Origin of the sequence: Massilia violaceinigra (assembly GCF_002752675.1) — a bacterium.
Classification (GTDB): domain Bacteria; phylum Pseudomonadota; class Gammaproteobacteria; order Burkholderiales; family Burkholderiaceae_D; genus Telluria_A; species Telluria_A violaceinigra.
In genome coordinates this window covers 732,787-758,894 of the sequence record NZ_CP024608.1, presented here as the reverse complement: position 1 = coordinate 758,894, position 26,108 = coordinate 732,787, and the positions used below count along the sequence as shown (strand labels likewise).

The window sequence follows — 26,108 nt, the reverse complement described above, 5'->3', positions numbered from 1 at the left end:
CCCGGTAAAGATGCTTGGTCGACCTCGTCGGAAACGACTGAGGGGTGAAACCATGACGCCTGCACCCCAGATGTTGCGTGATACGTCGGTCGAAGTGAATGACATTACCGTGCTTTCAGACAAGAGACGGCTTGTCGTCACAATAAAAGACGCGGCTACCGGCGGAGCTGTCGTTCTCGGTGGACTGACCGGCAACTTTTCTCGCAACCGAATCCACAAGGTAATCAAAAAGAGGCAATACGTGAAGCTCGAAGCGCAGGCAAGTGCCGTCGCCGAACCCGCTCAGTCGCCGGATTTGGCGAAGTTCATGAGCGCCTTCGGCAGCCTCAAGGAAAAGGGCGTGTTTGGCGATGACGCGGTGGAGTTCCAACGAGAGTTGAGAGAAGAATGGCGATAGCATTAATTGATACAAATATTGTTATCGATTTCTTCAAAGGGGTGCCCGATGCAAGGAAAGAGCTCCTGTACTACACAGACATCGCAATAAGCAACCTACATGGAGTTCGCTATTGGGCTTCGACGGGACGTTGGTGGCGGAGTGATAACGATTGCGGAGTTTGCTGATTCGATGGCGAAGCTCGCTGGCCTGCTGGTCATCCAGATCAATCAGAAAATCACTGACAAAGCAATCGATATCAGGGCCAACAGCATTCTGGGCCCAAACAAGAAGATCAAACTGCCTGATGCAATTGTTCTCGCTACTGCCGAATCAGATGGCCGCTACATGGTCACGCGCGATGTGATGGGGTATACCAGTCCATTAATGCGCATCCCGTATCAGCTGAGCGACAAGGGCATTGTGGACCTCAAACTGGCCAAGCCGAGATAACAAAACGAGTAGTCAGGGATATGCCATGGATAATGGCGGAAACTACTGCTTTAATTCGATTGCAGCTAAAAATAAAACACTGTATGAATTGACAGTAATCGCCTCACCTGCTTACCCTCCAAACGTCTTTCACCGAGCTAAGCCAGACGTTTGAAGGGTAGCAGGTGAGGCGCCCCTCTTCCGACTATTCCAGTTTTTCGCTCGCTTCAAAAATCCATCTTTGCGTTTCATTTTGGGTCTCCTGCAGAGGTTGGCAATAGCATTCATTATGCATAAAATACCCTTTAAAATCATTGACTTATGCCCACAAAGCCGGAAGATAATCGCCTTTTTAGGCGAGGCTTCTGAGCTGCAAGTCGAGGTATTACCTAGCGGCTCGGGATCGATCACCGGTCGATCACGCCCAGTGCAGGTAGCCGTCGCCATCAGCGCTGTCGCTGTAACTCAGTTGTTGCCGCAGCATAGAGGAGCTTACTTCTTCGGCACGAAGAATTTGACGGCGGCGCGGGTGTTGGCCTTGAGGGTGTAGTCGATGGTGGCGAACTGCTCGTCGATGGCTTCCCTGAGCATGCTGGCCGGGTCGGGCGGCAGCAGGCGCAGGTAGGCGTCGGCTTCGCCGTAATCGCGCTGGATCTCCATGCCGGCCTTTTTAGCGATGTGCATCATGGTCTGGTTGGACGAGAGGCAGTGCATATATAAGGTGTCGACATCGAGGTTGCGGCAGCGGATGGCGGCGCGCTCGAACAGCTTGGAGCCAATACCCAGCCCGCGCGCCGACGCCGACACCGACACGCCGAATTCGGCCACGATGTCCTTGGTCGTGCTGCTCAACGCGTGGGTCGAGGCTTCCCGGGGCCCGAACGCCAGGTGGCCGACGGCCACCAGCTTGAAGACCGGGTTATAGACGCCGTAGACGGTGTCGCGGGAAAAGTCGATCTTGGCAACGTAGGCTTCCACCAGTTCGTCGGGCAGCCTGGTGCCGAAGCGAAGTAAGCGGTCACTGTCGTCGAGCGCGAGAAAATGCTTGAGCACACGTCGGCGGTCGCGTTCGTGGAGCTGCTTGACCAGCACCGTACGGCGAGACTTGCGGCCGCTGCGGGCGTTGAGCCAGCTACTGAATGGGTTTGTGAACATGATTGCGGCCGTTATCCGTTACGTCGATTGTGCAGTGCACCAATTTGACCATTGTAGCGCATTCCACCACCGTCGTTCCCGCGCCAAGGCGGCACTCGGCGGGAACCCAAGTTTGTAGAGCAGCCCATGACTACAGCGCGAACTTGGGTTCCCGCCTGCGCGGGAACGACGAGGGCTAGGCCGTCGTAGCGGCCGCTGGCGCCTCATTCCACTGCGCCTGCGGACTGAACGAAATCCCGTTCTTGCCGCCCTGCTTGGCCTGGTACATGGCTTGGTCGGCATCGGCCAGCAGCGCCGGCGCGCCGCGCATGAAGCCTTCCTTGCCCTTGGCGCTGGCCACCCCGATACTGGCCGAAATGCGCACCGGGCAGCCGCCCGCGTCGGTGATCGAGCGGATCGCTTCGAGCGTCTGCTGCGCCACCCGCAGGGCGCCGTCGCGGCCACTGACCTCTTCCAGCAGGATCACGAATTCGTCCCCGCCCAGGCGCGCCAGCGCATCTTCCTTGCGCAGCTTCTCCTGTACCCGCCTGGCCACTTCGCACAGCACCAGGTCCCCGGTGGCGTGTCCGTAGGTGTCGTTGACGGCCTTGAACCCATCGAGGTCGATGAACATGGCCACCACCACGTCGCCGCGCCGGCCGGCCCGCACCAGCGCGTGCGCCAGCAGGCGCGTGAGCTCCCCGTAATTGATCAGGCCCGTCAGACTGTCATGCTGGGCCAATTGCTTCAGGCGTTCCGTCTGCGCTTCCAGCGCCGCCGTGCGCTCGGCCACGCGATGCTCGAGCGTCTCGTTCGCGGCCTGCAAACTGCGATTGACCTCGCCGATGATGCTGTAGCTGCGCAGCAGGCGCCGCGCCACGTACATCAGCAGCAGCAGCAGCAAGCCCGAATACGCGAACAAATAAGTCCGGTAGCGCTGCTTTTCGATCAGCACCTGGTCGAACGAGGTGTCGAACAGGTTGCCCAGCTTTTCCATCGCCTCGGCCGTGCGGCTGTTCGCGATATGCATTTCGAGTTCGTTTTCCTTCTGGCGGTAGCGCAGGATGGCGTGCGCGTGGCGACCCAGTTCGTCGATGGTGTCGCTCACGCTGTCCGAAAAATCGCCGCGCAGCGGCTGCATCGAGGCGATCGTGCGTTCGATCTGCGCCGCCAGCGCCGGCGACGGCGCCAGGTTGTAGCGCAGGATGTCGCTCAGGAGGTTATTAAGGGCGCTGTCGAGCGCCAGCACCGTGCGCGCCTGCACGATCGCGCCTTCGATGCCATTCAACTCGGTCTTCAGATCGGTGATCGCGGGCGGAAAAAAGATCAGCGAATTGCGCAGGATCGCGTTCTGGGTCTTGAACTGCTCGACCAGTTCTTCCTTCTTCACCAGCGCGCGCTTGACCTGCTCAAGCGCGTCCTCCGCCTTGGGATTGCCGGTCATGGGCAGCGCGCCGGCCAGGCGCAGCTGCAGTTCGCGCATGCGCGGCAGGGGTGCCGACAGCGGATCGTAATTGGTGTTCAAGCCGATGTGCGAGCGCAGAATGTTGACGTTCCACTCCGAATCGAGCTTTTCCAGCTCGCGCAGGTTGAGCATGACCCGGTTCTGCGCTTCGATGTCGACGGCCTGGGTGCGTTGGAACAGCACGCCGAGCACCACCATCAGCCCGATCAGCAGCAGCAGCGCGGCGACCCGGCGCCAGGTGCCCAGGGCGCCCCTCATGGCGCCGCTCACGGCGGCGCTCCCGGTGCCACTGCCGGCACCAGCTTCTCGCCGCTCAGGGTGTGCAGGAAGCGCACGATCAGTTCCTTGTCCTGCTGCGAGGCGGTGCGTCCCAGCTGGTATTTGAACATCAGCTCCACCGCCTGATCGAGCGTGCTGACCGAGCCGTCATGGAAGTACGGCGCCGTCAGCGCGACATTGCGCAGGCCCGGCACGCGGAACACATGGCGGTCGATGTTGCGCTTGGTGTCCTGATAGCGGCCCAGGTCCGCGCCGCTCGTTTCCAGCCCCGGCATCTCGCGCATGGCGCCCATTTTCTGGAACAGGTTGCCGCCCACGTTGATGCCCTGGTGGCAGGCCGCGCAGCCGAAGCTCTTGAAGCGCAGGTAGCCGCGTTCTTCCTCGGCCGTGATGGCGCCGGCGTCGCCGCGCAGGTAGCGGTCGAAGCGCGACGGCGTCACCAGCGAGCGCAGAAACTGGTCGAGCGCGTCGCGCACGTAGGCCGGGCGCAGGGCGTCGCCGTAGACTTCCATGAACTGGGCCGACAGCGCCTCGTCCTTGGCCAGGCGCTCGGCCATCAGGTCCCAGCTGTCGGCAAACGCCTTGGGCTTGATGATAACGTGGTCGAGCAGCTGCTCGACGCCGCTGTAGCGCCCCGTCCAGGTCTGGCGGAAGTTGAAACTGCTGTTGTAGACAGTGGGGGTGTTGAACAGGGCCGGCTTGCCGTCCGCGCCCGTGGAAATCGCCTTGCCGTCGGCGCCGCCGCGGCGCAGCTGGTGGCAGGTGGCGCAGCTGTGCGTGCTGTCGCGCGAAAAACGCAGGTCCTGGAACAGGCGCGCGCCCAGCGCGATGCGCGCGGGGTCGCCCACCGCCTTCATGGGCAGCGGACGGATTGGCTCATTGACAAGCGCCTGGGCCGCGGCGACGCCTGCCCAGCAGCAGGCGAGCGCTGCAAGGGACCGACCCAGTGACCGGCGCAAGGTGAACAGCATCCCGTTTCTCCGTGTCAATGCCAATATCGGATCAAAGAATAGCAGGATTCGCACCGATGCTGTCGTCCGCCTGACCGGGATCGTCGCCGAGGCGCAGCGCCGCCTTGACCGCCGAGACGCGCGCCGTATGCACGGCGTGGGCAATTTGCTGCTTGTTCTCGCCGCAGCGCAGCGCCACTTCGCCGGCGTTGATCGAGCGCGCGGCGGCCAGGGCGCCGAGCAGGTACGGGCCTTGCGGATACGGCCGGGTGCGGAAATCGTCGCCCTCGCGGCCGCGCCCGCGAAAATCGCATTCGGCGGCCAGCAGCATCTGTTCAAAACGCAGCGGCTTGCGGAAGGCGTCGCAGCGCTCGAACAGGGTGACCAGGGTATTGGCGCGCAGTTCCCGGGCGCGGCTGACGTTACCGTGCTCGCGCGCGGTCATGACGGCCAGGTCGCGGCACTCGCTTGGCACCTTCAGGCGCGCGCAGACGGCGTCGATCAGCGCCACGCCGAGCTGCTCGTGGCCGTGGTGGCGCGGCCAGTGCTCGGCGGGCGTGGCGCCCTTGCCCAGGTCGTGCATCAGGGCGGCAAAACGCACCGGCAAATCGAACCCGCGTTCGGCCGCGTAGTCGATCACCAGCATCATGTGGGCGCCGGTATCGATTTCGGGGTGGTGCAGCGGCGGCTGCGGCACGCCCCACAGGGCATCGAGTTCCGGCATGATGCGCGCCAGCGCGCCGCACGCGCGCAGCACGGCCAGCATGCGCGACGGTTTCTGTTCCATCAGGCCGCGCGCCACTTCCTGCCAGACCCGCTCGGCCACCAGCGCATCGACCTCGCCCGCCGCCACCATGCTGCGCATCAGCGCCAGCGTTTCGGGGGCCACCGTAAAGTCGGGAAAGCGCGCCGCGAAGCGCGCCAGGCGCAGGATGCGCACCGGGTCTTCGGCAAAGGCATCGGAGACGTGGCGGAAGATTTTCGCTTCCAGGTCGCGCTGGCCGCCGAACGGATCGGTGATGCCGCCGTCGGCGTCGCGCGCGATGGCGTTGATGGTCAGGTCGCGCCGCACCAGGTCTTCTTCGAGCGTGACGTCGGGCGAGGTGTGGAACACGAAGCCGCGGTAGCCGGGCGCGGTCTTGCGCTCGGTGCGGGCGAGCGCATACTCTTCCTGCGTCTTGGGATGCAGGAAGACGGGGAAGTCCTTGCCGACCGGGCGAAAGCCTTCGGCCAGCATGTCCTCGGGCGTGGCGCCGACCACGATCCAGTCGCGGTCCTGCACCGGCAGGCCCAGAAGGCCGTCGCGCACGGCGCCGCCAACGATGTAAGTTTTCATGCTGAGGATGGTGTTGACTGAAACGCTATTATGGCTTGCTGCGGATTTCTTCGTCGTGGTGGGCGGCGATTTCCGTTTCGGCCAGCGCTTCGCGCACCCAGCGCGCCACGGCCGGGTGGGCCTGGACACGCTCGCAATAGGCTTGCAGGGCCGGCGCCAGCGCCACGCCGTAAATCTTAAAGCGCATCACCACCGGCGCGAAAAACGCGTCGGCGATCGAAAAGTCGCCGAACAAAAACTGGTGGTGGCCGAAACGCGACAGGCACTCTTCCCAGATCTCGCTGATGCGGCCGATGTCGCCCTGCGCGCCCGGAGTGCGGCCGCGCCCCGGAAGGCTCATGCGGATATTCATCGACATGGCGCTGCGCAGGTCGGCAAAGCCGCTGTGCATTTCGGCCGTGACCGAGCGCGCCATCGCGCGCGCCGCCACGTCGCGCGGCCACATGTGCTTTTCCGGGAACTGCTCGGCCAGATACTCGCAGATCGACAGGCTGTCCCAGATCGTCATCTCGCCGGCGACGAGCACCGGCACCCGCCCGGCGCCCGAATACTCGGCGATGCGGGCCGAGGTGTCGGGCTGGTCGAGCAGCACCCGCACTTCGTTGAACGGAATGCCGAAGGCGGTGGCCGCCACCCACGGCCGCATCGACCAGGACGAATAGTTCTTGTTGCCGATGATGAGCGTCAGGCCGGCCTTGCGGGCGTCGTCCAGGGTCTGCGAAAGGGTCGGATCAAGTTCTGTGGTTTGCATTGTTACGGTCCCGGAGAAAAGTAAAAAATAAGCGCCCGGCGCGAGCGCCTCGTCAGCGTCCCGCGCGTGCGCGGTAATCGTCGAAGCGCTCGTGCGGCGCCAGGTAGCGCGGCGCCACCGCTTCCAGCGAGCGCAGTTGCAGGCCGAGGGCGGCGGCGGTGGTGGCCTGGATGGCCGGATCGACCACGTTATCGACCTTCATCGAATCGAGGTTGTCGCGGCTGATGACCGGGTCGCCCGGCAGCAGTTCGAACAGCAAGGCTTGAAGACGCGCCAGGCCATCGGGAATGCCGAACACCGGGCGCCGGTGGCCCGCGTAGCGGCCGGCCAGGCGCACCAGTTCGGCCAGCGAATAGATTTGCGGCCCGCCCAGGGAATACACCTGGTGGCGCGTTTTCAGGTCGCCCAGCGCATGCACGAAAGCGTCGGCCACGTCGCCCACGTAGATCGGCTGGAAGTCGCTGGCGGCGCCGGCCAGCGGAATAAACGGCAGCCACTTCTGCATGCGCGCGAAGGTGTTCAGAAAGCTGTCGCCCGGGCCGAACACCACCGACGGGCGGAAGATCGTGGCCGCCACCGACGCTTCGGCGCGCGCGGCCACTTCGCCGTCGGCCTTGGAGCGCTGGTACATCGACGGACCGCCGGCGGCCGCGCCCAGGGCGCTCATATGCAGGTAGCGCGTCACGCCCGTGGCGGCGCAGGCGGCGACGATACGGCGCGGCAGTTCGACGTGGGCGCGCTTGAAATCGGGACCGTACGGCTGGCCGCTGCGCGAATGCAGCACGCCCACCAGGTTGATGGCGGCGTCGGCACCGGCCAGCAGGCGGCGCAGGGTGGCGTCGTCGCCGGCATTGGCGCCGACCACGTCCACGCGCGGCAAAAAGATCAGGTGCCTGGCGCGTTCGGCGCGCCGGGTCGGCACGATCACGCGCGCGCCTTCCTGCGACAGGCGCGCCACCAGGTGGCTGCCGATGAAGCCGGAACCGCCGAACACCACTACAGTCATGTCTTTCATCGTGCACGCTCCTCAATGATGCGCCGCGACCGGCGCATCAGGGCAGGTCGTTGCCCTGGGCGCGCGGTGAAACCTTGCCAAGGCGCGCCTTGAGCGACTGCGGCTTGTTTTCGAACATCGCGGCATAGTTGGTCGCGTTGGACATCACATTCTTCACATAGATCCGGGTTTCCATGTACGGGATCGACTCGGCGAAGATGGCCCCTTCCATCGGTTCGTCGAGCTTGCCGCGCCAGTTGCGCATGCGTCCCGGTCCGGCGTTGTAGGCGGCCGTGGCCAGGGTCTGCGAGCCGTCGGCATTGCCCAGCACCATGCTCATGTAGTTCGCGCCGAGCAGGATGTTGGTGCGTACGTCGGTCAGCTTGTTCTTGACGTAGTCGCCCAGCCCGATCTTGCGCGCCACGTAGGTGCCGGTGGTGGGCATGACCTGCATCAGGCCGGAGGCGCCCACGGTCGAGCGCGCATCCATGATGAAGCGCGATTCCTGGCGGATCAGGCCATACACCCAGGCCCGGTCCAGGCCGAGCTGCTGCGCGGTCGGGTGCAGGATGTCGTTATGCGGCGTCGGGAAACGCTGGGTGTAGTCGAACTGGGTGCGGGTGCGGTCCGAGGTATTGACCATGCGGTCGAGAATCTGGTTCATGCGCGCGAATTCGGCCGCGGCCAGCAGCTCGCGTTCGCTGAACTTGCGCAGTTCCCAGTTCCACTCGCGCGTGCCTTCCGGGCGCAGGCGCAGGCTGAAGAACTTGAGCGCGCGGCGCAGGCCCGGGTTGCTGGCCATGGGCGCCATTTCCTCGGGCGTGAGGGCGGGACCAGGGGGTGGGATCGAAATGAGCTGGCCCAGTTCTTCCAGCGCCAGCTGGCCGTAGAAGCTGTTCTGGTCGGCGATGCGCTGGTACAGGGCGACAGCCGCTTCGTGCGCGCCGTGTTCGGCCTGCAGCGCGCGGCCCAGCCAGTAAGTCCACCCGGGTTGGGCGCGCAGCGGGGCCGGCATCGATTCGATGGTGGCCTTGACGGTTTTCCAGTCGGCGCGGCGCAGGGCGATGCGGGTTTTCCACTGAATCTGTTCGGCCGTGAGCGGCGCGCCGGCGCTCTTGCGCCAGTAGTCGTAGGCTTCGGGAGCGAGCGTGAGGGAGGCGGCGTGCGCAATGCCGGCCCAGCCGATGGCTTGCTCCTGGGGCGACAGATTGGGCGCGTTCTTTTCCAGGGCGACCACGGCCAGCTTCTGGGTGGTGCGCGCCATGCGGCTCACCGCCATCAGATAGACTTCGTGGTCGGCGCGCGTGGCGCCGATGCCGCGCGCCATGGCCAGCGCCGGCAGGTCGACCGCTTGCGAGGCGTGCAGTTCGGACACGCCGAGCAGCGCGCCGATGCGGCGCGCCGGGCCGGTGGCCTTGAACTCGCCGGCCAGGCGCAGCTGGGCCAGCAGGTCGTTGACATCGAACTGGCCGGACTGGGCCAGGGTGGAAATGAGGGCGCCGCAGGCGTCGCCGTAGCCGGGCGGATTGGTCAGCAGCGCACGGGCGTCGTCCGCCACCTTTTCGCCGCGCGCCACGCGCGACATGAGGGCGTAGCACTTGACCTGGGTATCGTCGTTGAGCACGAACAGGGGCAGTTGCTGGTCGAAATTGGCCCAGTCGCGCGCGCGGCCAAGTTCCAGCAGCCAGTCGTTGCGCAGGCGGTCGGCGATGGCCAGGCCCTGGTAGCGGGTGAGGAAATTGCGGAATTCATCGCTGGATGCGACCCGCATCCGGGTTTTGAGCCGATAATAATCGACATACGACGGGATCGGATAGTTCTGCAGGCGCGAGGCGTAGGCGTTGGCCTTGGCCGCGTCGTCCTGGCGCGCGGCCTCGCGCAGCAGCAGGAAGGTCTCGTCGTCGGCACTCGGGTCGTACGGGGGCGCTGGCGCCTGGGCATAGGCGGGAATCAGGCAGGCTCCGGCGACAATCGCGACGGCAAACAATTTCGGCAGAAACATTAGTATGCAACTCTCCATGGATACTTCATTTAACACATGACCGGCGAACCTAGAATACCATGCGGGCATGCCGCCCTGCCAGCATCGGCGAACTCACATGCTGCATTCGCACATGGGGCGGACAAGGCGGCGCTGCGTGCCATGCTGAAGGCGGCCCGGCGTGCGCTCGATCCCTTGCAAAAGGCGCAGCGCGATGCGGCGATCGCGGCGCGCGTGCTGGCGTGGTGGCAGGGTCACATGGCCGGCGGCGCGGCCTCGTTGCTGGGGGTGTACTGGCCGCTGCGGGGCGAACCCGATCTGCATCCGGTTTACGCCGAACTGGCAGGCGCGGGCGTGCGGCTGGCGCTGCCGCTGGTGCTGGCGCCCGATACCGCGCTGGCGTTCGTGGAGTGGGTGCCGGGCGAGGATATGCTGAGCGACAGGATGGGGGTGGCGGTGCCGGCCGTGCAGCGGGTGCTGGACCGGCCGCCGGTGCTGCTGGTGCCGTGCCTGGGGTTTACCGCCGAGCGCTACCGGCTGGGGTATGGCGGGGGGTATTACGACCGGACCCTGGAGGCGCTGCCGCGGCCGTACACGGTGGGGATTGCGTATGCGGGGGATCAGGTGGTGTTTGCCGGCGCGCAGCATGATGTGGCGCTCGATGTGGTGATGACGGAAGGGGGAATTAACGAAGGGTGAATGAACTTTGGCACCATCCGAAACTCCATCGCTTCCGCCATTTGCGGTAGCCGCGCTTGCCGGGACGGCACGAACTTGGGCCCCCCGCCTGCGCGGGGGCGACGGTCTTACTGCTAGCGAATGACTGTCAAACCGGCAGCCCGCACGCTCATCACGCGGCAGTCAAGCGCTCCCACAAGGCCGTCGTCGCCACCGCCTGGTTCATGCTGTAAAAATGCAAGCCCGGTGCGCCGCCGGCCAGCAAACGCTCGCACAACTGGCTCACCACATCGAGCCCGAACGCCTTGATCGAGGCACTGTCATCCCCGAAACTGGCCAGTTTCAAGCGCACCCAGCGCGGAATTTCCGCCCCGCACATGTCCGAAAACCGCATCAACTGCGTGTAATTGGTAATCGGCATGATGCCGGCCACCACCGGGATATCGATTCCCAGCTTGCGGGTCTGGTCCATGAACGCAAAATACGCGTCGGCGTTGTAAAAATACTGGGTGATCGCGGAATTCGCGCCGGCCTGCACCTTGCGCGCGAAGTTTTGCAAATCATCCTGCGGCGACCTGGCCTGCGGATGCACCTCGGGATAAGCCGCCACTTCGATATGAAACCAGTCGCCGGTCTCTGCCCGGATGAACTCGATCAGCTCACTGGCATAGCGCAGCTCGCCCGCGCCGCCGTAACCGCTCGGCAAGTCGCCGCGCAAGGCCACCAGACGCCGGATCCCGTGCGACTGGAACTGTTTCAAAATCGTGCGGATCGATTCGCGCGATGCGCCCACGCACGACAGGTGGGGTGCGGCATCGTGGCCCTCGCCGAGGATCTCGACCACTGTGTCGAGCGTGCCCTGTTGCGTGCTGCCGCCGGCGCCGAAGGTTACCGAGAAATATTTAGGTTGCAGCAGCGCCAGTTTGGCGCGCGCCACGCGTAGCTTGTCCGCCCCGTCAGGAGTCTTGGGCGGATAGAATTCGATACTGAAGTCAAGAGTTGCCATCTTTTTTGAGGAGTAAGGTAGACAGCGCCCACGAAATGATGCTGTACAGGATGGCGGCAATAAAAGCCGACCAGAAGCCTGCCACTTGGAATCCACCGACCAGATTCGCGACTGCCCAGAACAGCAGCGCATTGATCACGAGGATGAACAACCCCATGGATAGCAGGGTTACGGGCAGGGTCAGCAGCACCAGCACCGGACGGATCAGGGTATTGACCAGTCCGAGCACGAGCGCGGCAACCAGGGCCGTCCCCATGTTCGTGACTTCAACTGAACTCATCAGGAATGGCAGCGCGAATAGCGCCGCTGCGTTAATCAACCACGTCAAAAGTAAGCGCATAAGGGGAAGCGAAAGTCCGGTTAATAATAAATTGACAACATCAGGCACGCAAACCGGCGCGCGGGCCGCGCGCCGGTGCCACTGATTAATAGCGGTAGTGGTCAGGCTTGTAAGGGCCTTCCTTGCTGACGGTGATATACGCCGCTTGCTCGTCGGTCAGCACGGTCAGTTGCGCGTTGAGCTTTTTGAGCTGCAGGCGCGCCACTTTCTCGTCCAGATGCTTGGGCAGCACGTACACGCCGACCGGGTACTTGTCGGTGTTGGCGAACAGTTCGATCTGGGCGATGGTCTGGTTCGCGAACGAGGAGCTCATCACGTACGACGGGTGACCGGTACCGCAACCGAGGTTGACCAGGCGGCCTTCCGCCAGCAGGATGATGCGCTTGCCGCTCGGGAAGATGATGTGATCGACCTGCGGCTTGATGTTATCCCACTCGTATTTCTTGATCGATGCGACATCGATTTCGTTATCGAAGTGGCCGATGTTGCAGACGATGGCCTGGTCCTTCATGGCCAGCATGTGCTGTTCGGTCAGGATATGGTAGTTGCCCGTGCAAGTGACGAAGATGTCGCCGTGTTCGGCGGCGTAATCCATGGTCACGACGCGGTAGCCTTCCATCGCCGCCTGCAGTGCGCAGATCGGATCGATTTCGGTGACCCACACCTGGGCCGACAGTGCGCGCATGGCCTGAGCCGAGCCCTTGCCCACGTCGCCGTAGCCGGCGATGACGGCTACTTTGCCGGCGATCATCACATCGGTGGCGCGCTTGATGCCATCGACCAGCGATTCGCGGCAACCGTACAGATTGTCGAACTTCGACTTGGTGACCGAATCGTTGACGTTAATTGCCGGGAAGGCCAGCTTGCCCTCCTTGTGCATCTGGTACAGGCGGTGCACGCCGGTGGTGGTTTCCTCGGTCACGCCGAGGATTTGCGGCAGGCGCTTGGAGTACCAGGTGGCATCCTTGGCCAGATGCGTCTTGATCGAGTTAAACAGGCAGATTTCCTCTTCCGAACCCGGGTTGGCCAGCACCGACGGATCGGTTTCGGCGCGCGTGCCCAGGTGCAGCAGCAGGGTCGCATCGCCGCCATCGTCGAGGATCATGTTCGAGTACACCGGCTGGCCGGCTTCGCTTGGCCACTCGAAAATGCGGTGGGTGTAATCCCAGTATTCATCCAGGGTTTCGCCCTTGACCGCGAACACCGGCGTGCCGGCGGCGGCGATGGCGGCGGCGGCGTGGTCCTGGGTCGAGTAGATATTGCACGATGCCCAACGGACCTTGGCGCCGAGGGCTTCCAGGGTCTGGATCAGCACGGCGGTCTGGATGGTCATGTGCAGCGAACCGGTGATGCGCGCGCCCTTGAGGGGCTGGGCCGCGGCGAATTCCTCGCGGATAGCCATCAGGCCCGGCATTTCGGTTTCAGCGATCTTGATTTCCTTGTTGCCCCAGGCAGCGAGGGAAATATCGGCGATGTGGAAGTCTTGCGAAGATTTGAGTACGGCGTTCATCACGCCCTCCTTTCAGTTAGAAAAAAGTAACGTGAGCGCGGTTGCGGTGGATTTCCGAGCCTGGCGAAATGGGAATTTCGTCGCAACGCTCCTCGGAACAGAGAAGTTTAGCCGCTAACGCCAAGTTGCGCCAGCCAAATTTCGCACGTGCGGCAAAAACACCGCAGTGCAAAAATCCCCACCCGCCAGTTCCCACAAGCGCCATCCGACTTTCCTACAACCGGGGTCAGAGCTTTAATTAGAAATGTTTCGAGTCAGAGCTCTGACCCCGGTTGTGAAATCTTACCTGAGGCTAACGATGTTCCTTGGGCGAGTGGCAGACAGGGGATAGCGGCTGCGGTTTCACCGGAGTTGACGGCGATGTTGACGCCTGAAGCCAGACTTCCATTGCCGCGAAAGAAAATCTCGGCCAAACGGAAACCGGGGTCAGAGCTCTGACTCGAAATCTTTCAAGTCAGAGCTCTGACCCCGGTTGGGGGTTGCAAACCGCGCGCTGTTGGCGGGTTTGCAAGATGTGGCCTTAGGACAGGCCGGCTTCGGCGCGCAGCAACGCGACCTTGTCGGTGCGCTCCCACGTGAATTCCGGCTCTTCACGGCCGAAGTGGCCATACGCCGCACTCTTCTGGTAGATCGGACGCAGCAGGTCGAGCATCTGGACGATGCCTTTCGGACGCAGGTCGAAGTGTTCCATTACCAAGGCGGCGATTTTTTCGTCGGGAATCACGCCCGTGCCTTCGGTATAGACCGTGATGTTGATCGGCTTGGCCACGCCGATGGCGTAGCTGACCTGCACCTGGCACTGGCGCGCCAGTCCGGCCGCCACCACGTTCTTGGCCACGTAGCGCGCCGCGTAGGCCGCTGAACGGTCGACTTTGGAGGGATCCTTGCCCGAAAACGCACCGCCGCCGTGGGGAGCGGCGCCGCCGTAGGTGTCGACGATGATCTTGCGGCCGGTCAGGCCGCAATCGCCCTGCGGGCCGCCGATGACGAAGCGCCCGGTCGGGTTGACCAGGTAGCGTGTGCCGTGCAGCCACTCGGCCGGCAGCACTTTCTTGATGATTTCTTCAATCACCGCTTCTTCGATCTGGGCGTGCGTCACTTCCGGCGCGTGCTGGGTCGAGAGCACCACGGTGTCGACGCCAACCGGGCGGCCGTCGACGTAGCGCAGGGTGACTTGCGACTTGGCATCCGGACGCAGCCACGGCAGGCGGCCATCCTTGCGCAGCTGCGACTGGCGCTCGACCAGGCGGTGCGCATAATGGATGGCGGCCGGCATCAGCTCGGCCGTTTCGTCGCAGGCGTAGCCGAACATCAGGCCCTGGTCGCCGGCGCCCTGATCCAGGTCGAGCCCGGCGCCTTCGTCCACGCCCTGGGCGATGTCGGGCGACTGCTTGTCGTAGCAGACCATCACGGCGCAGCCGCGGTAGTCGATGCCGTAGTCGGTGTTGTCGTAGCCGATGCGCTTGATCGTTTCGCGCGCGACCTGAATATAATCGACGTTGGCGTGGGTGGTGATTTCACCGGCCAGCACCACCAGACCCGTATTGCATAAAGTCTCGGCAGCAACGCGTGCTTTCGGGTCTTGCTCAAGGATGGCGTCGAGGATGGCGTCGGAAATCTGGTCGGCAACCTTGTCTGGATGGCCTTCGGAGACGGATTCGGACGTGAAGAGATAGTCGTTTGACATGCAATGCTCCTGTTACTGTTGAAATTGAAGTCGCAGTAACCGGGTTGCCTGCGACGCTTTAGCGACATTTATATTCCGCTTCGCAAGTTGTCTATTAACTCGGCGGATCCTGCATACGTGGTATTTTACGCTCCTTGAGAAATTTTGGCTAAGCAACTAGCCGTTTGTTGAACGACCGTCAAAAACCATGTTAGTTCCCCTTTTTCGTACCTTATCGAAGTTGCCGCTGCCGGTCCTGCATGTCATGGGCGCCGCGCTGGGCTGGTTCGTGTATCTCGCTTCCCCTTCCTACCGCAAGCTGATGCGCACCAATCTGCGCACGGCCGGCTTCGGCCAGCACCTGTCGGCTGCCATCGCCGAGTCCGGCAAGTCGATCATCGAACTGGCCTTCGTGTGGTGCGCGCCGCCCGACAAAGTGGCGCGCCTGGCCACCGACGAGAACTGGGACTATGTCCAGTCGGTCCTCGACGCCGGCCGCGGCATCGTGTTCCTCACGCCGCACCTGGGCTGCTTCGAGATCACCGCCCAGCAGATCGCGCTGCGCACCAAGCTGACCGTGATGTACCGCCCGCCCAAGCAGGCCGCCCTCAAGCCGCTGATCGAGGGCGCCCGCGCGCGCCACAATCTGCATCTGGCGCCGGCCAATCTGTCGGGCGTGCGCATCCTGGCCAAGTGCCTCAAGCGCGGCGAGCCGATCGGGGTGCTGCCGGACCAGGTGCCGCAGGAGGGCGAAGGCGTGTGGGCGCCGTTTTTCGGACGCCCGGCCTACAGCATGACCTTGCCGGCCAAGCTGGCACAGATGGGCAATGCCGAGATCATCCTGGTGTACGCCGAGCGGCGCCCGGGGGGCAAGGGTTTCATCGTGCGCTTCGTGCCCTTCGAGCAGTCGCTCGACGGCACCGCCGCCGAGCAGGCGACGACCATCAACCGCGCCATGGAGCAGCTGATCGCGCGCTGCCCGGCCCAGTATTTCTGGAGTTATAACCGCTACAAGCAGCCCGGCGGCGTGGCCGCGCCAGATGCCCAGGTGGGCGCATGAAGTTCCTGCTGGGCCTGATGTGGCTGATGCACTGGTTGCCGCTGCCCCTGCTGGGTCGCGTCGGCACGGGCGTGGGCAGCCTGCTGTTCATGGTGCTCAAGACGCGCCGCCATATCGCACTGACCAATCTGCGCATGTGCATGCCGGAACTGACGGAGGCGCAACGGGTGGTGCTGGCGCGCCAGCATTTCCAGTCGTATTCGCGCAGCGTGTGGGAACGCGGCATCCTGTGGTGGGCGCCTGAAGCGCGCCTGCGCCGCCTGATCCAGGTCGAGCCGGGCGTGCCGCTGGCCCAGATCGCGGCCAGCCCGACCATCTTGCTGTGCCCGCACTTTGTGAGCCTGGACGTGGCCGGCGTGGCGGTGATGCTGGAAACGAGCTTGTGTTCGATGTACGTGCCGCAGAAAAATGCCGCTTTCGACGAGGTGTTGCGCAAGGGGCGGTCGCGCTTCCGCCCTGTGCAATTGTTTTCGCGTAAGGAGGGCGTCAAGCCGATCATCCGCGCCATGCGCGAGCACTTGCCCTATTTCATGCTGCCGGATATGGATTTCGGCGACAAGGATGCCGAATTCGTGCCGTTTTTCGGTATTCCCGCCGCCACCCTGACCGCCCCCGGGCGCATCGCGGCCGCCACCGGCGCGCAAGTGATTCCGGTGGTGGCGACGTTCTTGCCTAATTACACGGGCTGGAAGGTGAGGTTTTACCCGGCCTGGGAGAATTACCCGGGCGACGACATGGTCGAGTCGGCGCGCCGCATGAATGCATTTATCGAGGAGCGGGTGCGCGAGGCGCCGGCCGAGTATTTCTGGACGCACAAGCGTTTCAAGACCCGTCCGCCCGGCGAGCCCTCGCCTTACCTGAAAAAATAATAGCGCCAGGAATATACTGACAATATGAAACTCAAATTTACCAAGATGCATGGCGCCGGCAATGATTTCATCGTGATCGATGCGATCAGCCAGCAGGTCGATTTCAGCCCCGCCCAGTGGCAACGCCTGGCGGACCGCCGTTTCGGGATCGGCGCCGACCAGATTCTTGTGGTTGAAAAAGCACAGAATGCGGAGTGCGATTTCCGTTATCGGATCTTTAATAACGATGGCGGCGAAGTCGAGCAGTGCGGCAATGGCGCGCGCGCTTTCGTCAAGTTCGTGACCGACAAGGGCATGACGCGCCAGAGCAGCATCCGCGTGGAAACCATGAAGGGGATCATCACCCCGCGCCTGGAAACCGATGGCACGATCACGGTCGACATGGGCGCGCCGGTACTGGAAACGGCCCAGGTGCCGTTCGACGCGGCCGGCCTGGGCGGCTGGGCCGAGGGCCGGGATACCTTGTGGCCGCTGCCGATTAAGTATCAGGGCGGCAAGACGGTGTTTGTGTCCGTAGTATCAATGGGCAATCCGCACGCGGTGCAGGTGGTGGACGATGTCGACCTGGCGCCCGTGCAGGAGACCGGGCCGCTGATCGAAGCGCATGTGCGCTTTCCGAACAAGGTCAATGCGGGCTTCATGCAGGTGGTGGACCGGCAGCATGTGCGGCTGCGCGTGTACGAACGCGGCGCCGGCGAAACGCTGGCCTGCGGTACGGGCGCCTGCGCCGCCGTGGTGGCCGGCATCCGGCGCGGCCTGCTCGATTCGCCCGTGCGCGTCAGCGCGCGCGGTGGCGAATTGTCGATCGCCTGGGAAGGCGATGGCCAGCCGGTGATGCTCAGCGGTCCGGCCGTGACGGTGTTTGACGGGGAAATCACGGTCTAGCCTGCCGCGTTAGCACCCGCCGCGACATGCGGTCTTGCCCTTGGGGGCCGCCGTTGCTCTCAGGTCAACGACATCGGGCTCGCCGTTCAGCTCACGCCGCCATCTCGTAGGCTTCCACCTCACCGTGCTCCGCATGCCCGCTTTCGGACTCCGGCACCAGCGTCTTGAGGCGGTACAGCCGCTGCCTGTAATTACCCTCCGGACCGCCCGGACCACAATCGATGCCATCGAACAGGCGCACGATGCGGTCCAGCGCATGGCGCTCGTGCATCGAATCGATCACCACCAGGCGCCGTTTGCTGCGCCCGTAACTGCCGCGAATATCGACCACCAGGCAATGCCCCTGATCCGCCGCCGTGACGTCGAGCAGCAGCGCCTCGGCGCGCGTGAGCCCGAACAAGGCCGCCAGTTCCAGGCGCGCCGCCAGCAGCGGATGCGTGCTGCCCAGGCCATACGCGCTCAAGGCTCCGGTTTCGGTGTAGGCCGCTCCCTCGCAGCGCGGAGCAATCTTGTGCAATGCCGCAGCCGCCTGGGGACAACCCTGCAGCGCCGCCTTTTGCAGCCAGTACACGGCCCGCACATCGTTGCTTTCGTTTTCGCGGCGCGCACGCCAGGCGCTGTTGCCGCATTCGAGCTGGGCGTCGCGGTATCCCATTTCGGCGGCGCGCTCCAGATAGCGCTGGGCGTCGAGCACGTTGCGCTGGGAGAATTCCGGCTTGATATAGATACGCGAGAGCGCATACCAGGCTTCGGCCAGCCCCTGGTTGCCGGCCAGGGTCAGCCAGCGGATCGCCTTCTTGAAGTTGGCCGAACCTTCGCCGACCACGATGCGCTTGCCGTCGACCTGCATGCGCGCGCACCACAATCCAACCGCCATCTGGGCGGGGGCATCGTGCTCGGCCGCGGCCAGTTCGAAGAAATGGCGGATTTCCGCTTCGTCGGCGCCGCCCTCCCCTTCGCCCGCGACCGCGCCGGCGGCCAGCGCCCGGGCGCAGCGCGACAGCAGGGTGACGTCGGCCGCGCTGAGCTGGCCGCCCAGGCGCGCACTGGCGCCCAGTTGCCGCGCCAGCGCCCTGGCCAGCGGCAGGGCGCGGCTGGCGTAGGCGTCCATCAGGCCGTCTTCCCAGTCATTGTCGAGCTGCGAGAGCTGGGCCTGCGGCATGCCGCTGTCGGCGGCGCGCTGCAGCCAGCGCGGGTCGGCCGCGCGCGGCGGCGCCAGGGCGGCGGCGAGCGGCGCCGGCGCCGCCCGCATCGGGGTGGCGGCCGCTGCGCCCACGGCCGGCGCGGCCGCTTCCGCAAGGGTACCGGTCAGCCGCCGGTGCTGCGCCAGCAGCCACTGGGCCTCGGCCAGCCCGCCCGCCGCGCCCGCCTCGAGCGCGGCGAAGGCTTGCTCGCGCCGCTCGGGACCCGGCACCTCGCCCCCATGCCCGCCCAGGATCAGCTGGGCCAGCACCAGGCCGGCGCGCAGGTTGCCCTCGTCGAAGGCTTGCCCGAACCAGCACGCCACCGGGCGCTGGCTCTGCAGCGCGACATCGAACGGAATATGGGTGCCGATCAGCTGGCAGGCGGTGGCGCAGCCCTGCTGGGCGGCGCGGTCGAGCCAGTGCAGTGCCGTCGGCAAGCTTTTGGGCAAGCCCGCGCTGCCGAACAGATAGAGCGTGCCCAGTTCGAGCTGGGCCGGAGCGCGGCCGGCGCGCGCGCCACGGATGAGCGCTAGTTCTTCACGGTTTGCCATGGTTCATGCCATCACGTTGATTGGAGGAGATCAATCCGCTGAGCCCGCATGGCACCGGTTTGGTTGCCAATATACAACATTTGCTTGGCTGATGCGGGGCAGCCGACGTTTTAAAGTCTACGTCAGGCACGCAGGCGGGGGGACGCTGATGGCCACTTCCTTGATTTCGCACAAAGCTTGTTAGTAAGAATATGTGGAATGCCGCATGAAAGCTTTTCATTTAAATGCATGACCACTTGCCTGTATCAATACAGTGCCACGTTTCATAAATACAACAACACTGCTGGAATCATTGGCTTTCAACCAATTCTACCCCTCATAATCAACCACGACGGCCATTAGCAGAAGGCCAAGCAATTAAGGTTTCTTAATCTGAGTGTTCAGACAATTGAAAACTCAACGCACTGTCGGATTCGACGGATTCACTTTTAAGGACGTGTACATGAAAAAATCACTGGTCGCTCTGGCACTTCTCGGCGCAAGCGCCGGCTTTGCACAAGCCCAATCGTCTGTGGTCATCTACGGCACGGTTGATGCCGGCATGATCAAGCGTACCGACCAATCGCTGGCCATCGGCAAGCGCGCTAATAACACCCTCGGTTTCAAAGGCGTCGAAGACCTCGGCAGCGGCCTGAAAGCCCTGTTCCAGCTGGAAATTCGCTATGAACCGGATTCGGGCACCATCGAGCAGGGCGGCGGCGGCGTCCAGCGTCCGCTGTTCCAGGGTCAGAGCCGGGTCGGCCTGCAAGGCGGCTTCGGTATGGTGCGTATCGGACGCGGCCTGACCGCGTTCCAGGAAACCAGCACCCAGTTCGAGCCGTTCCACGGTATTCCGAGCCCTGCCGGTTTCCAGACCGACCTGATGGTCGCCGGCTACACCTCGGACCCGCTGGGCCTGGTGGGCAATTCGACCAACCGCTTCTCCAACGCCGTGTTCTATAACTCGAACGTGATCAACGGCTTCCAGATCAATGCCACGGTCGGCACCAAGGAATCGAGCTCGGGTTCGGCAGCCATCGTCGGCCGCGGTACCCTGGCCAATCCGCAATACCGTCCTGGCTCGGAAGCGTCGGCCAATCCGTACTCGGTCTCGGCCACCTACACCGGCGCCGCCGGCTCGCTGATGCTGGCCGCCGAACGCAACGCGGTCGAATCGCGCCTGCTGTCGATCGCCGGCTATGTCATGGCCACGCCGGAACTGAAACTGATGGCCACGCGCGTCCAGCAAGACCGCGGCCACACCTTCTTTAATAGCGAGGAAGCCCGTTCGTGGGTGGTCGGCGCCAATTACAAGATGGGCTCGGGCAAGATTCTCGCCGGTTACGGCCAGAAGAACCAGGGCGCGCTGAACCAGGGCATGCAGAAGACCAAGCAAATGTCGATCGGCTACGAGTACAGCCTGTCGCCACGCACCTATGTGTATGCCGATGCGTCCAACAAGAAAGGCCCGACCATTCCGTCGAGCATGAATATCTATGCACTGGGCGTGAATCACGCTTTCTGATACAAGATGCGGTGTGAACCGTACCGAACATAAGTCTGTCAGATAAAACAAAGGGCGGCGCATGGGTAACCATCGACGCCCTTGTCGCATCCGCGTTATGCTGTGGTGTTTCAGATAAGACGGTATTGACGTTTTTGCTTCGTCTGTGTCTTTTTCGCAACCAGTACTTGCGTGCGGTCCCGGCTTTCTGTACAAGGCTAAAAAACGATGGCATATTGGTTAAAACGAATTAGTACGCACGTTCGTTTTTAGACAAAATAATCTCCTGGAGACACAATGAAAACAAAATTAATCGCTGGTGTAATCGCTACCTGTTTCGCAGCCCCGGTCCTGGCCCAGTCCAGCGTGACCATTTACGGTATCGCCGACGCTGGTTTTATGAAAACCAAGGGTGAATCGGCCAAACTCGTCAGTGGCATCGCGGACGGTTCGCGCATCGGTCTCAAAGGTACCGAAGACATCGGCGGTGGTTTCAAGGCCATCTTCAATCTGGAAGCGCGCGTCGAACTCGACACCGGTACCCAGAGTCCTGGCCTGGTCACCCCGAACCAAGGTTTCTACCTGACCAAGGGCATGGACGCCTTCAAGAGCCCGGCTCTGGCATCGACCCTGTCCAGCCTGCGCACCGGCCTGCAGCCAGCCGTTGCCGTCAATTCCGAGAAAGCCCTGTTCGACCGCACCGCCATGGTCGGCCTGATCACGCCAGTGGGCGCCATCATGATCGGCCGCATGTACACCCCGGGCTATGAAGTGTTCGCCGCGGCTGACGCGTTCGAGACCGGCACCGGCGGCACCTGGGGCGGCATCACCGGCGGCACCGCCGGCTTTACCGCGCTGGGCGCGGATATCCGTTCGCAAAAATCGATCCAGTACCGCATCGCCACCCCGTCCGGTTTGGGCGGCTCGCTGATGTACGGCACCAAGAATTCCGGCTACCTGGGCCGCTACAACAAGTTCCTGGGCGCAGCGGTCACCTACAAGAAGGGCAACTTCGACCTCGGCGTCGGCCACAACCAGGGTGAAGACCTGCAAGGCCGCAAGAGCCTGACCACCACCACCGTGGGCGGTTCCGTGAAAATGGGCGACTTCAAGCTGTTCGCCGGCTACCACGACCAGGTCAACCGCAATTCGGCCCTGCTGGCCGACTACTTCAACGTGTTCACCGGCTCGGTCGCGCCGGGCTTGCGCGCCGCTGGCGTTCCGGCTGCTAACATCGCCGCCCTGAACAAGATCTACAACGACAACATCACCCGCAACAGCCAGGTCGATGCCAGCAGCTACCAGCTCGGCATGCACTACCGCCTGGGCCAGGGCCGTCTGATGGCCTCGGCAGCGCGCCAGAACGACCGTACCGCATCGAACAGCGATGCCACCCTGGTGGCGGTCGGTTACGACTACAACATCTCGGCCCGTACCGATATCTACAGCGTGCTGTCGCACATCAAGAACCAGAACGACGGCCAGTACACGCCGGGCGCGGCCGGTTCGCCGGGCGGCTTCACCAAAGTCGCTGGCGAAGACAGCCACGCCATCCAGATCGGCGTGCGTCACCGCTTCTAAGCACGGCGCCGCACTGGCAGCTCTGCAAAAAAGACGCCTGCGGGCGTCTTTTTTCATGGGCGCGCGCAAGCGGTCGCTTAGGTTAGAATTGCGGGACGTTTTTCACCCGCACCAAGACTTCACGTAAAGACTTCAATGACCGCCACACTGGATTCCACCGCCGTCGCCGACTACCTGGCCGACCATCCGCACTTTTTCCAGGAACACGCCAACCTGCTGGGCGAAGTCAAGCTGTCCAGCCCCCTGACCGGCAAGGCCGTCTCGCTTCAGGAACGCCAGATGGAAGTGATGCGCGATAAATACAAGGCGCTCGAACTGCGCATGTCGGACCTGGTGCGCCTGGCCGAAGCGAACGCCGCCATCGCCAACAAATTCCACGGCTGGACCCAGGCCCTGCTCAAGACGCGCCACGACAGCGACATGCCGCGCGCCCTGGTCGAGGGCCTGGCCACCCATTTCGGCGTACCCCAGGCCACCCTGCGCCTGTGGCAGCTGGCGCCGGCGCATGCGGGCAGCTGGTATGTGAACGGCGTGTCGGAAGATGCGCGCCTGTTCGCCAACAGCCTGCTGGCGCCCTACTGCGGCAGCAACCACGACTTCGAAGCGGTGCGCTGGCTGGCCGACGCCGCCGCGGTGCAGTCGACCGTGATCCTGCCGCTGCGCAGCAACGGCAGCGCCTTCGGCCTGCTGATCTTGGGTTCCCCCGATCCGGAACGCTTCACCGCCAGCATGGGCACCGATTTCCTGGTCCACATCGGCGACACCGCCAGCGCCGCGCTGGCGGCCCTGCGTGCCTGAGATGGAGAGCGCGAGCGAGCTGGACTGGGTCGAACGCTACCTGGCCCAGCTCGCAACCCAGCGCCAGCTCTCGCCGCACACCATCAGCGCCTACCGGCGCGACCTGCGGCAATTGCACCTTCTGGCCAAGGGCATGCCCTGGCAGCAGGTGCGCCAGGCCGACATCCGCCGCCTGACGGCGATCCTGCACGCGCAGGAACTGGGACCGCGCTCGATCGCGCGCAAGCTGTCGAGCTGGCGCGGCTTTTTCGGCTGGCTGTCGCACCAGGTGAGCCTGGCGGCCAACCCCACCGACGGCGTGCGCGCGCCCAAGCGTCCGCGCCCGCTGCCGAAAGCACTGGCGGTGGACGACGCGGTGCAGCTGGTCTCAAGCACACCGCCCGGGCGCGCCACCCTCACTTCCGCCGAGCTGTGCAACCGCGCCATGTTCGAACTGCTCTATTCGAGCGGCTTGCGGGTGGCGGAACTGGCCGGGCTCGATGTGGCCTACAGCAAGGGCCGCCACGGCGAACCCGCCTCGCTCGGCTGGATCGACCTGGCCTCGGGCGACGTGCTGGTCACCGGCAAGGGCAACAAGATGCGCACGGTGCCGATCGGCAGCCATGCGCGCACGGCGCTGGCGGCCTGGCTGGCGGTGCGCCCGCCCCCGGCCGACGGCAGCGGCGCCCTGTTCCTGTCCGAACGCGGCACCCGGGTCTCGCCGCGCGTGGTGCAGCTGCGCCTGAAACAGCACGCGATCGCGGCCGGCACCCCGGTGCACGTGCATCCGCACATGCTGCGCCACTCGTTCGCCTCGCACGTGCTGCAATCGTCGGGCGACCTGCGCGCCGTGCAGGACATGCTCGGCCACGCCAGCATCACCTCGACCCAGGTCTACACGGCGCTCGACTTCCAGCACCTGGCGGCCGTGTACGACCAGGCGCACCCGCGCGCCAAGGCCAAATAAGCACACCGAACACCCTTTTCGTGCCGCTTGCGGCATGATCCGCATCAAGCGATGTGGCGGTAGTTGGAAGCAAATGGCGAAATCCGGCATAATCGCTCGATTATTCGCCCGGTCCGGGCCCCACACTGACTGATGACAAACATGGCCCTGATACCCAGCACCATCCTGACCGGCTTCCTCGGCGCCGGCAAAACCACGCTCCTGAACCGCATCCTGCAGGAAGACCACGGGCTGAAGATTGCCGTCATCGAGAATGAATTCGGCCAGGAAAACATCGACAACGAAATCCTGGTGCAGGACAGCAGCGAACAGATCGTCGAAATGAACAATGGCTGCATCTGCTGCACCGTGCGCGGCGACCTGATCGTGGCGCTGTCGGCGCTGGCCAAAAAGCGCGAAGCCGGCGAACTGCACTTCGACCGCATCATCATCGAGACGACGGGCCTGGCCAATCCGGGCCCGGTGGCGCAAACCTTTTTCATGGACGAGGAAGTCGGCGTGCACTACATGCTCGATGCCGTGCTGACCGTGGTCGACGCGCGCCATGCCATGACCCAGCTCGACGAATACGAGGAAGCCCAGCGCCAGGTCGGCTTCGCCGACAAGCTGCTGATCTCCAAGACCGACCTGGTCGAGCCGGCCCAGCTCGATGCGCTCAAGGCGCGCCTGATGCGCATCAACCCGCGCGCGCCGATCAGCCAGGTCGACTTCGGCCGCGCCCCGCTGGCCGAAGTGCTCGACATCCGCGGTTTCAACCTGAACGACAAGCTCGAGATCGACCCGGACTTCGTCAAGGCCGAAGAAGAACACGGGCACGATCATGACCACGAGCACGTGCACACCGACGCCTGCCGCCACGAACACGGGGACGAGCACGAGCATAATCACCATCACGGCCACCACAGCGACGACATCGCCGCCTTCGTTTTCAAGAGCAACCGTCCCTTCGATCCGGCCAAGCTGGACGAATTCCTGGCCAGCCTGGTCAATGTCTTCGGTCCGCGCATGCTGCGCTACAAGGGCGTGCTGCTGATGCAGGGGGCCGAGCGCAAGGTGGTATTCCAGGGCGTGCACCAGATGATGGGCAGCGATCTGGGCGCAAAATGGGGTGAAAACGAGGAACGTGGCAGCAAAATGGTTTTTATTGGCAAAAATTTACCGAAAGATGTCTTTGTCAGCGGTTTGGAACAATGTTTGGTATAAACTATCCGGGTTTTAAGATGCCCGCTTTATCGCACCGGCAGTAAAAAGTCATCCAGGTGCGGGAAGACACGAACAAGGCGGCAGTTCAGCAAGCCGTCAAGGTAGGCGCTTCGGGCGCAGGCACCGCCGCTTTACCGGTGCCTCGGCCGAGTTAGCTGATAAAATGAAAACCACTGTCGTATCGAAGGTAAGTAGTCATGACTAAAACAACTAAATCGACCCCCGCCGTCAATACAGAAGGCCATCTCATCTCCGAAGACGAAATTCGGGCCATGGGCGAGAAGGACTATATGAATCCGGCGCAGCTGGCGTTTTTCAAGGCCCGTCTGCAGCAGCTCGAGAAAGACTTGCTCAAGAACGCAGGCGAGACCACCGAGCACCTGCGCGAAACCGTGCTGGTGCCGGATCCGGCCGACCGCGCCACCATCGAAGAAGAGCATGCGCTCGAACTGCGCACGCGCGACCGCGAGCGCAAGCTGCTCAAGAAGGTGCAGCAGTCGATCGCCGCCATCGATGGGGGCGACTACGGCTGGTGCGAAGAGACGGGCGAGCCGATCGGCATTCCGCGCCTGATCGCGCGCCCGACCGCTACCCTGTCGCTCGAAGCGCAGCAGCGGCGCGAGCTGAAACAAAAACTGTACGGCGATTGA

At 63.6% G+C, this 26,108-nt stretch carries 24 protein-coding genes and 1 riboswitch; of the genes, 12 read left to right on the top strand and 12 right to left on the bottom strand.

The genetic code is table 11. The features are described from left to right. Positions 1-52 precede the first annotated feature (52 nt). Together CR152_RS03560 and CR152_RS03555 are read left to right on the top strand one after the other, a co-directional pair. Complete coding sequence (locus tag CR152_RS03560) at positions 53-397, top strand: hypothetical protein (RefSeq protein WP_099873714.1); 345 nt, start codon at positions 53-55, stop codon at positions 395-397. Between the two features lie 99 nt (positions 398-496). Continuing rightward, the gene (locus tag CR152_RS03555) at positions 497-829 is read left to right on the top strand and encodes a PIN domain-containing protein (RefSeq protein ID WP_099873713.1); all 333 of its coding nucleotides are present in this window, start codon (positions 497-499) and stop codon (positions 827-829) included. Positions 830-1,300: 471 nt separating this feature from the next. On the opposite strand, the gene CR152_RS03550 is transcribed toward CR152_RS03555, so the two are convergent. The 7 genes from CR152_RS03550 to CR152_RS03520 form a co-directional block, all read right to left on the bottom strand. Then, the gene (locus CR152_RS03550) at positions 1,301-1,963 is read right to left on the bottom strand and encodes a GNAT family N-acetyltransferase (protein WP_099873712.1); all 663 of its coding nucleotides are present in this window, start codon (positions 1,961-1,963) and stop codon (positions 1,301-1,303) included. 175 nt (positions 1,964-2,138) lie between these two features. Beyond that, entirely contained in the window at positions 2,139-3,677 is a 1,539-nt protein-coding gene (locus CR152_RS03545; protein ID WP_229413270.1) for a DAHL domain-containing protein, read from the bottom strand. Next, complete coding sequence (locus tag CR152_RS03540; RefSeq protein ID WP_099873711.1) at positions 3,674-4,657, bottom strand: cytochrome-c peroxidase; 984 nt, start codon at positions 4,655-4,657, stop codon at positions 3,674-3,676. Before CR152_RS03540 ends, CR152_RS03545 begins: the two co-directional genes overlap by 4 nt. Before the next feature lie 31 nt (positions 4,658-4,688). Continuing rightward, complete coding sequence (locus CR152_RS03535; RefSeq protein WP_099873710.1) at positions 4,689-5,972, bottom strand: multifunctional CCA addition/repair protein; 1,284 nt, start codon at positions 5,970-5,972, stop codon at positions 4,689-4,691. 28 nt (positions 5,973-6,000) lie between these two features. Next, positions 6,001-6,723, bottom strand: a complete 723-nt coding sequence (locus CR152_RS03530; protein ID WP_099873709.1) for a glutathione S-transferase family protein — start codon at positions 6,721-6,723, stop codon at positions 6,001-6,003. Positions 6,724-6,775: 52 nt separating this feature from the next. Continuing rightward, positions 6,776-7,738, bottom strand: coding sequence for a complex I NDUFA9 subunit family protein (locus CR152_RS03525; protein ID WP_099873708.1), 963 nt, complete (start codon positions 7,736-7,738; stop codon positions 6,776-6,778). A 37-nt stretch (positions 7,739-7,775) separates the two neighbouring features. Continuing rightward, complete coding sequence (locus CR152_RS03520) at positions 7,776-9,719, bottom strand: lytic transglycosylase domain-containing protein (protein ID WP_099873707.1); 1,944 nt, start codon at positions 9,717-9,719, stop codon at positions 7,776-7,778. Between the two features lie 36 nt (positions 9,720-9,755). Between CR152_RS03520 and CR152_RS03515 the strand changes: the two genes are divergently transcribed. Continuing rightward, positions 9,756-10,397 (top strand): 5-formyltetrahydrofolate cyclo-ligase, encoded by a 642-nt coding sequence (locus tag CR152_RS03515; RefSeq protein WP_099873706.1) that lies wholly within the window; start codon positions 9,756-9,758, stop codon positions 10,395-10,397. 151 nt (positions 10,398-10,548) lie between these two features. Here CR152_RS03515 and metF read toward each other — a convergent pair whose 3' ends face one another. The 4 genes from metF to metK all read right to left on the bottom strand — a co-directional run bounded on the left by metF (position 10,549) and on the right by metK (position 14,919). Then, positions 10,549-11,382: a methylenetetrahydrofolate reductase [NAD(P)H] gene (metF, locus tag CR152_RS03510; RefSeq protein ID WP_099873705.1), complete on the bottom strand. Its 834-nt coding sequence runs from the start codon at positions 11,380-11,382 to the stop codon at positions 10,549-10,551. Next, a complete protein-coding gene (locus CR152_RS03505) occupies positions 11,369-11,722 on the bottom strand; it encodes a phage holin family protein (protein WP_099873704.1) in 354 nt (117 codons plus the stop codon). The genes metF and CR152_RS03505 overlap by 14 nt, the downstream gene beginning before the upstream one ends. A gap of 85 nt (positions 11,723-11,807) precedes the next feature. Continuing rightward, the gene (ahcY, locus tag CR152_RS03500) at positions 11,808-13,232 is read right to left on the bottom strand and encodes an adenosylhomocysteinase (RefSeq protein ID WP_099873703.1); all 1,425 of its coding nucleotides are present in this window, start codon (positions 13,230-13,232) and stop codon (positions 11,808-11,810) included. 26 nt (positions 13,233-13,258) lie between these two features. Further along, positions 13,259-13,332, bottom strand: a riboswitch (S-adenosyl-L-homocysteine riboswitch). Between the two features lie 420 nt (positions 13,333-13,752). Then, positions 13,753-14,919 (bottom strand): methionine adenosyltransferase, encoded by a 1,167-nt coding sequence (gene metK, locus CR152_RS03495; protein WP_099873702.1) that lies wholly within the window; start codon positions 14,917-14,919, stop codon positions 13,753-13,755. A 187-nt stretch (positions 14,920-15,106) separates the two neighbouring features. On the opposite strand from metK, the gene CR152_RS03490 reads away from it, so the two are divergent. From CR152_RS03490 to dapF, 3 genes are read left to right on the top strand one after another with little or no spacing between them, the layout of a single operon-like run. Further along, positions 15,107-15,958 carry a lysophospholipid acyltransferase family protein gene (locus CR152_RS03490; protein WP_099873701.1) on the top strand — a complete coding sequence of 284 codons (852 nt, stop codon included), beginning with the start codon at positions 15,107-15,109 and terminating at the stop codon, positions 15,956-15,958. Continuing rightward, positions 15,955-16,827 (top strand): LpxL/LpxP family acyltransferase, encoded by an 873-nt coding sequence (locus CR152_RS03485; protein WP_099873700.1) that lies wholly within the window; start codon positions 15,955-15,957, stop codon positions 16,825-16,827. The genes CR152_RS03490 and CR152_RS03485 overlap by 4 nt, the downstream gene beginning before the upstream one ends. A 24-nt stretch (positions 16,828-16,851) precedes the next feature. After that, positions 16,852-17,712 carry a diaminopimelate epimerase gene (gene dapF / locus CR152_RS03480; protein WP_099873699.1) on the top strand — a complete coding sequence of 287 codons (861 nt, stop codon included), beginning with the start codon at positions 16,852-16,854 and terminating at the stop codon, positions 17,710-17,712. Between the two features lie 91 nt (positions 17,713-17,803). On the opposite strand, the gene CR152_RS03475 is transcribed toward dapF, so the two are convergent. Then, the gene (locus CR152_RS03475; RefSeq protein ID WP_099873698.1) at positions 17,804-19,447 is read right to left on the bottom strand and encodes a tetratricopeptide repeat protein; all 1,644 of its coding nucleotides are present in this window, start codon (positions 19,445-19,447) and stop codon (positions 17,804-17,806) included. 442 nt (positions 19,448-19,889) lie between these two features. Between CR152_RS03475 and CR152_RS03470 the strand changes: the two genes are divergently transcribed. The 6 genes from CR152_RS03470 (at position 19,890) to dksA (ending at position 26,108) form a co-directional block, all read left to right on the top strand. Continuing rightward, complete coding sequence (locus CR152_RS03470; protein ID WP_099873697.1) at positions 19,890-20,951, top strand: porin; 1,062 nt, start codon at positions 19,890-19,892, stop codon at positions 20,949-20,951. A 276-nt stretch (positions 20,952-21,227) separates the two neighbouring features. Beyond that, positions 21,228-22,511, top strand: coding sequence for a porin (locus CR152_RS03465; RefSeq protein WP_099873696.1), 1,284 nt, complete (start codon positions 21,228-21,230; stop codon positions 22,509-22,511). A 135-nt stretch (positions 22,512-22,646) separates the two neighbouring features. Continuing rightward, entirely contained in the window at positions 22,647-23,309 is a 663-nt protein-coding gene (locus tag CR152_RS03460) for a DUF484 family protein (RefSeq protein ID WP_099873695.1), read from the top strand. 1 nt (position 23,310) lies between these two features. Continuing rightward, entirely contained in the window at positions 23,311-24,255 is a 945-nt protein-coding gene (locus CR152_RS03455) for a tyrosine recombinase XerC (protein WP_099873694.1), read from the top strand. A gap of 141 nt (positions 24,256-24,396) precedes the next feature. After that, positions 24,397-25,458 carry a CobW family GTP-binding protein gene (locus tag CR152_RS03450; protein ID WP_099873693.1) on the top strand — a complete coding sequence of 354 codons (1,062 nt, stop codon included), beginning with the start codon at positions 24,397-24,399 and terminating at the stop codon, positions 25,456-25,458. 197 nt (positions 25,459-25,655) lie between these two features. After that, positions 25,656-26,108, top strand: coding sequence for an RNA polymerase-binding protein DksA (gene dksA, locus CR152_RS03445; protein ID WP_054265697.1), 453 nt, complete (start codon positions 25,656-25,658; stop codon positions 26,106-26,108).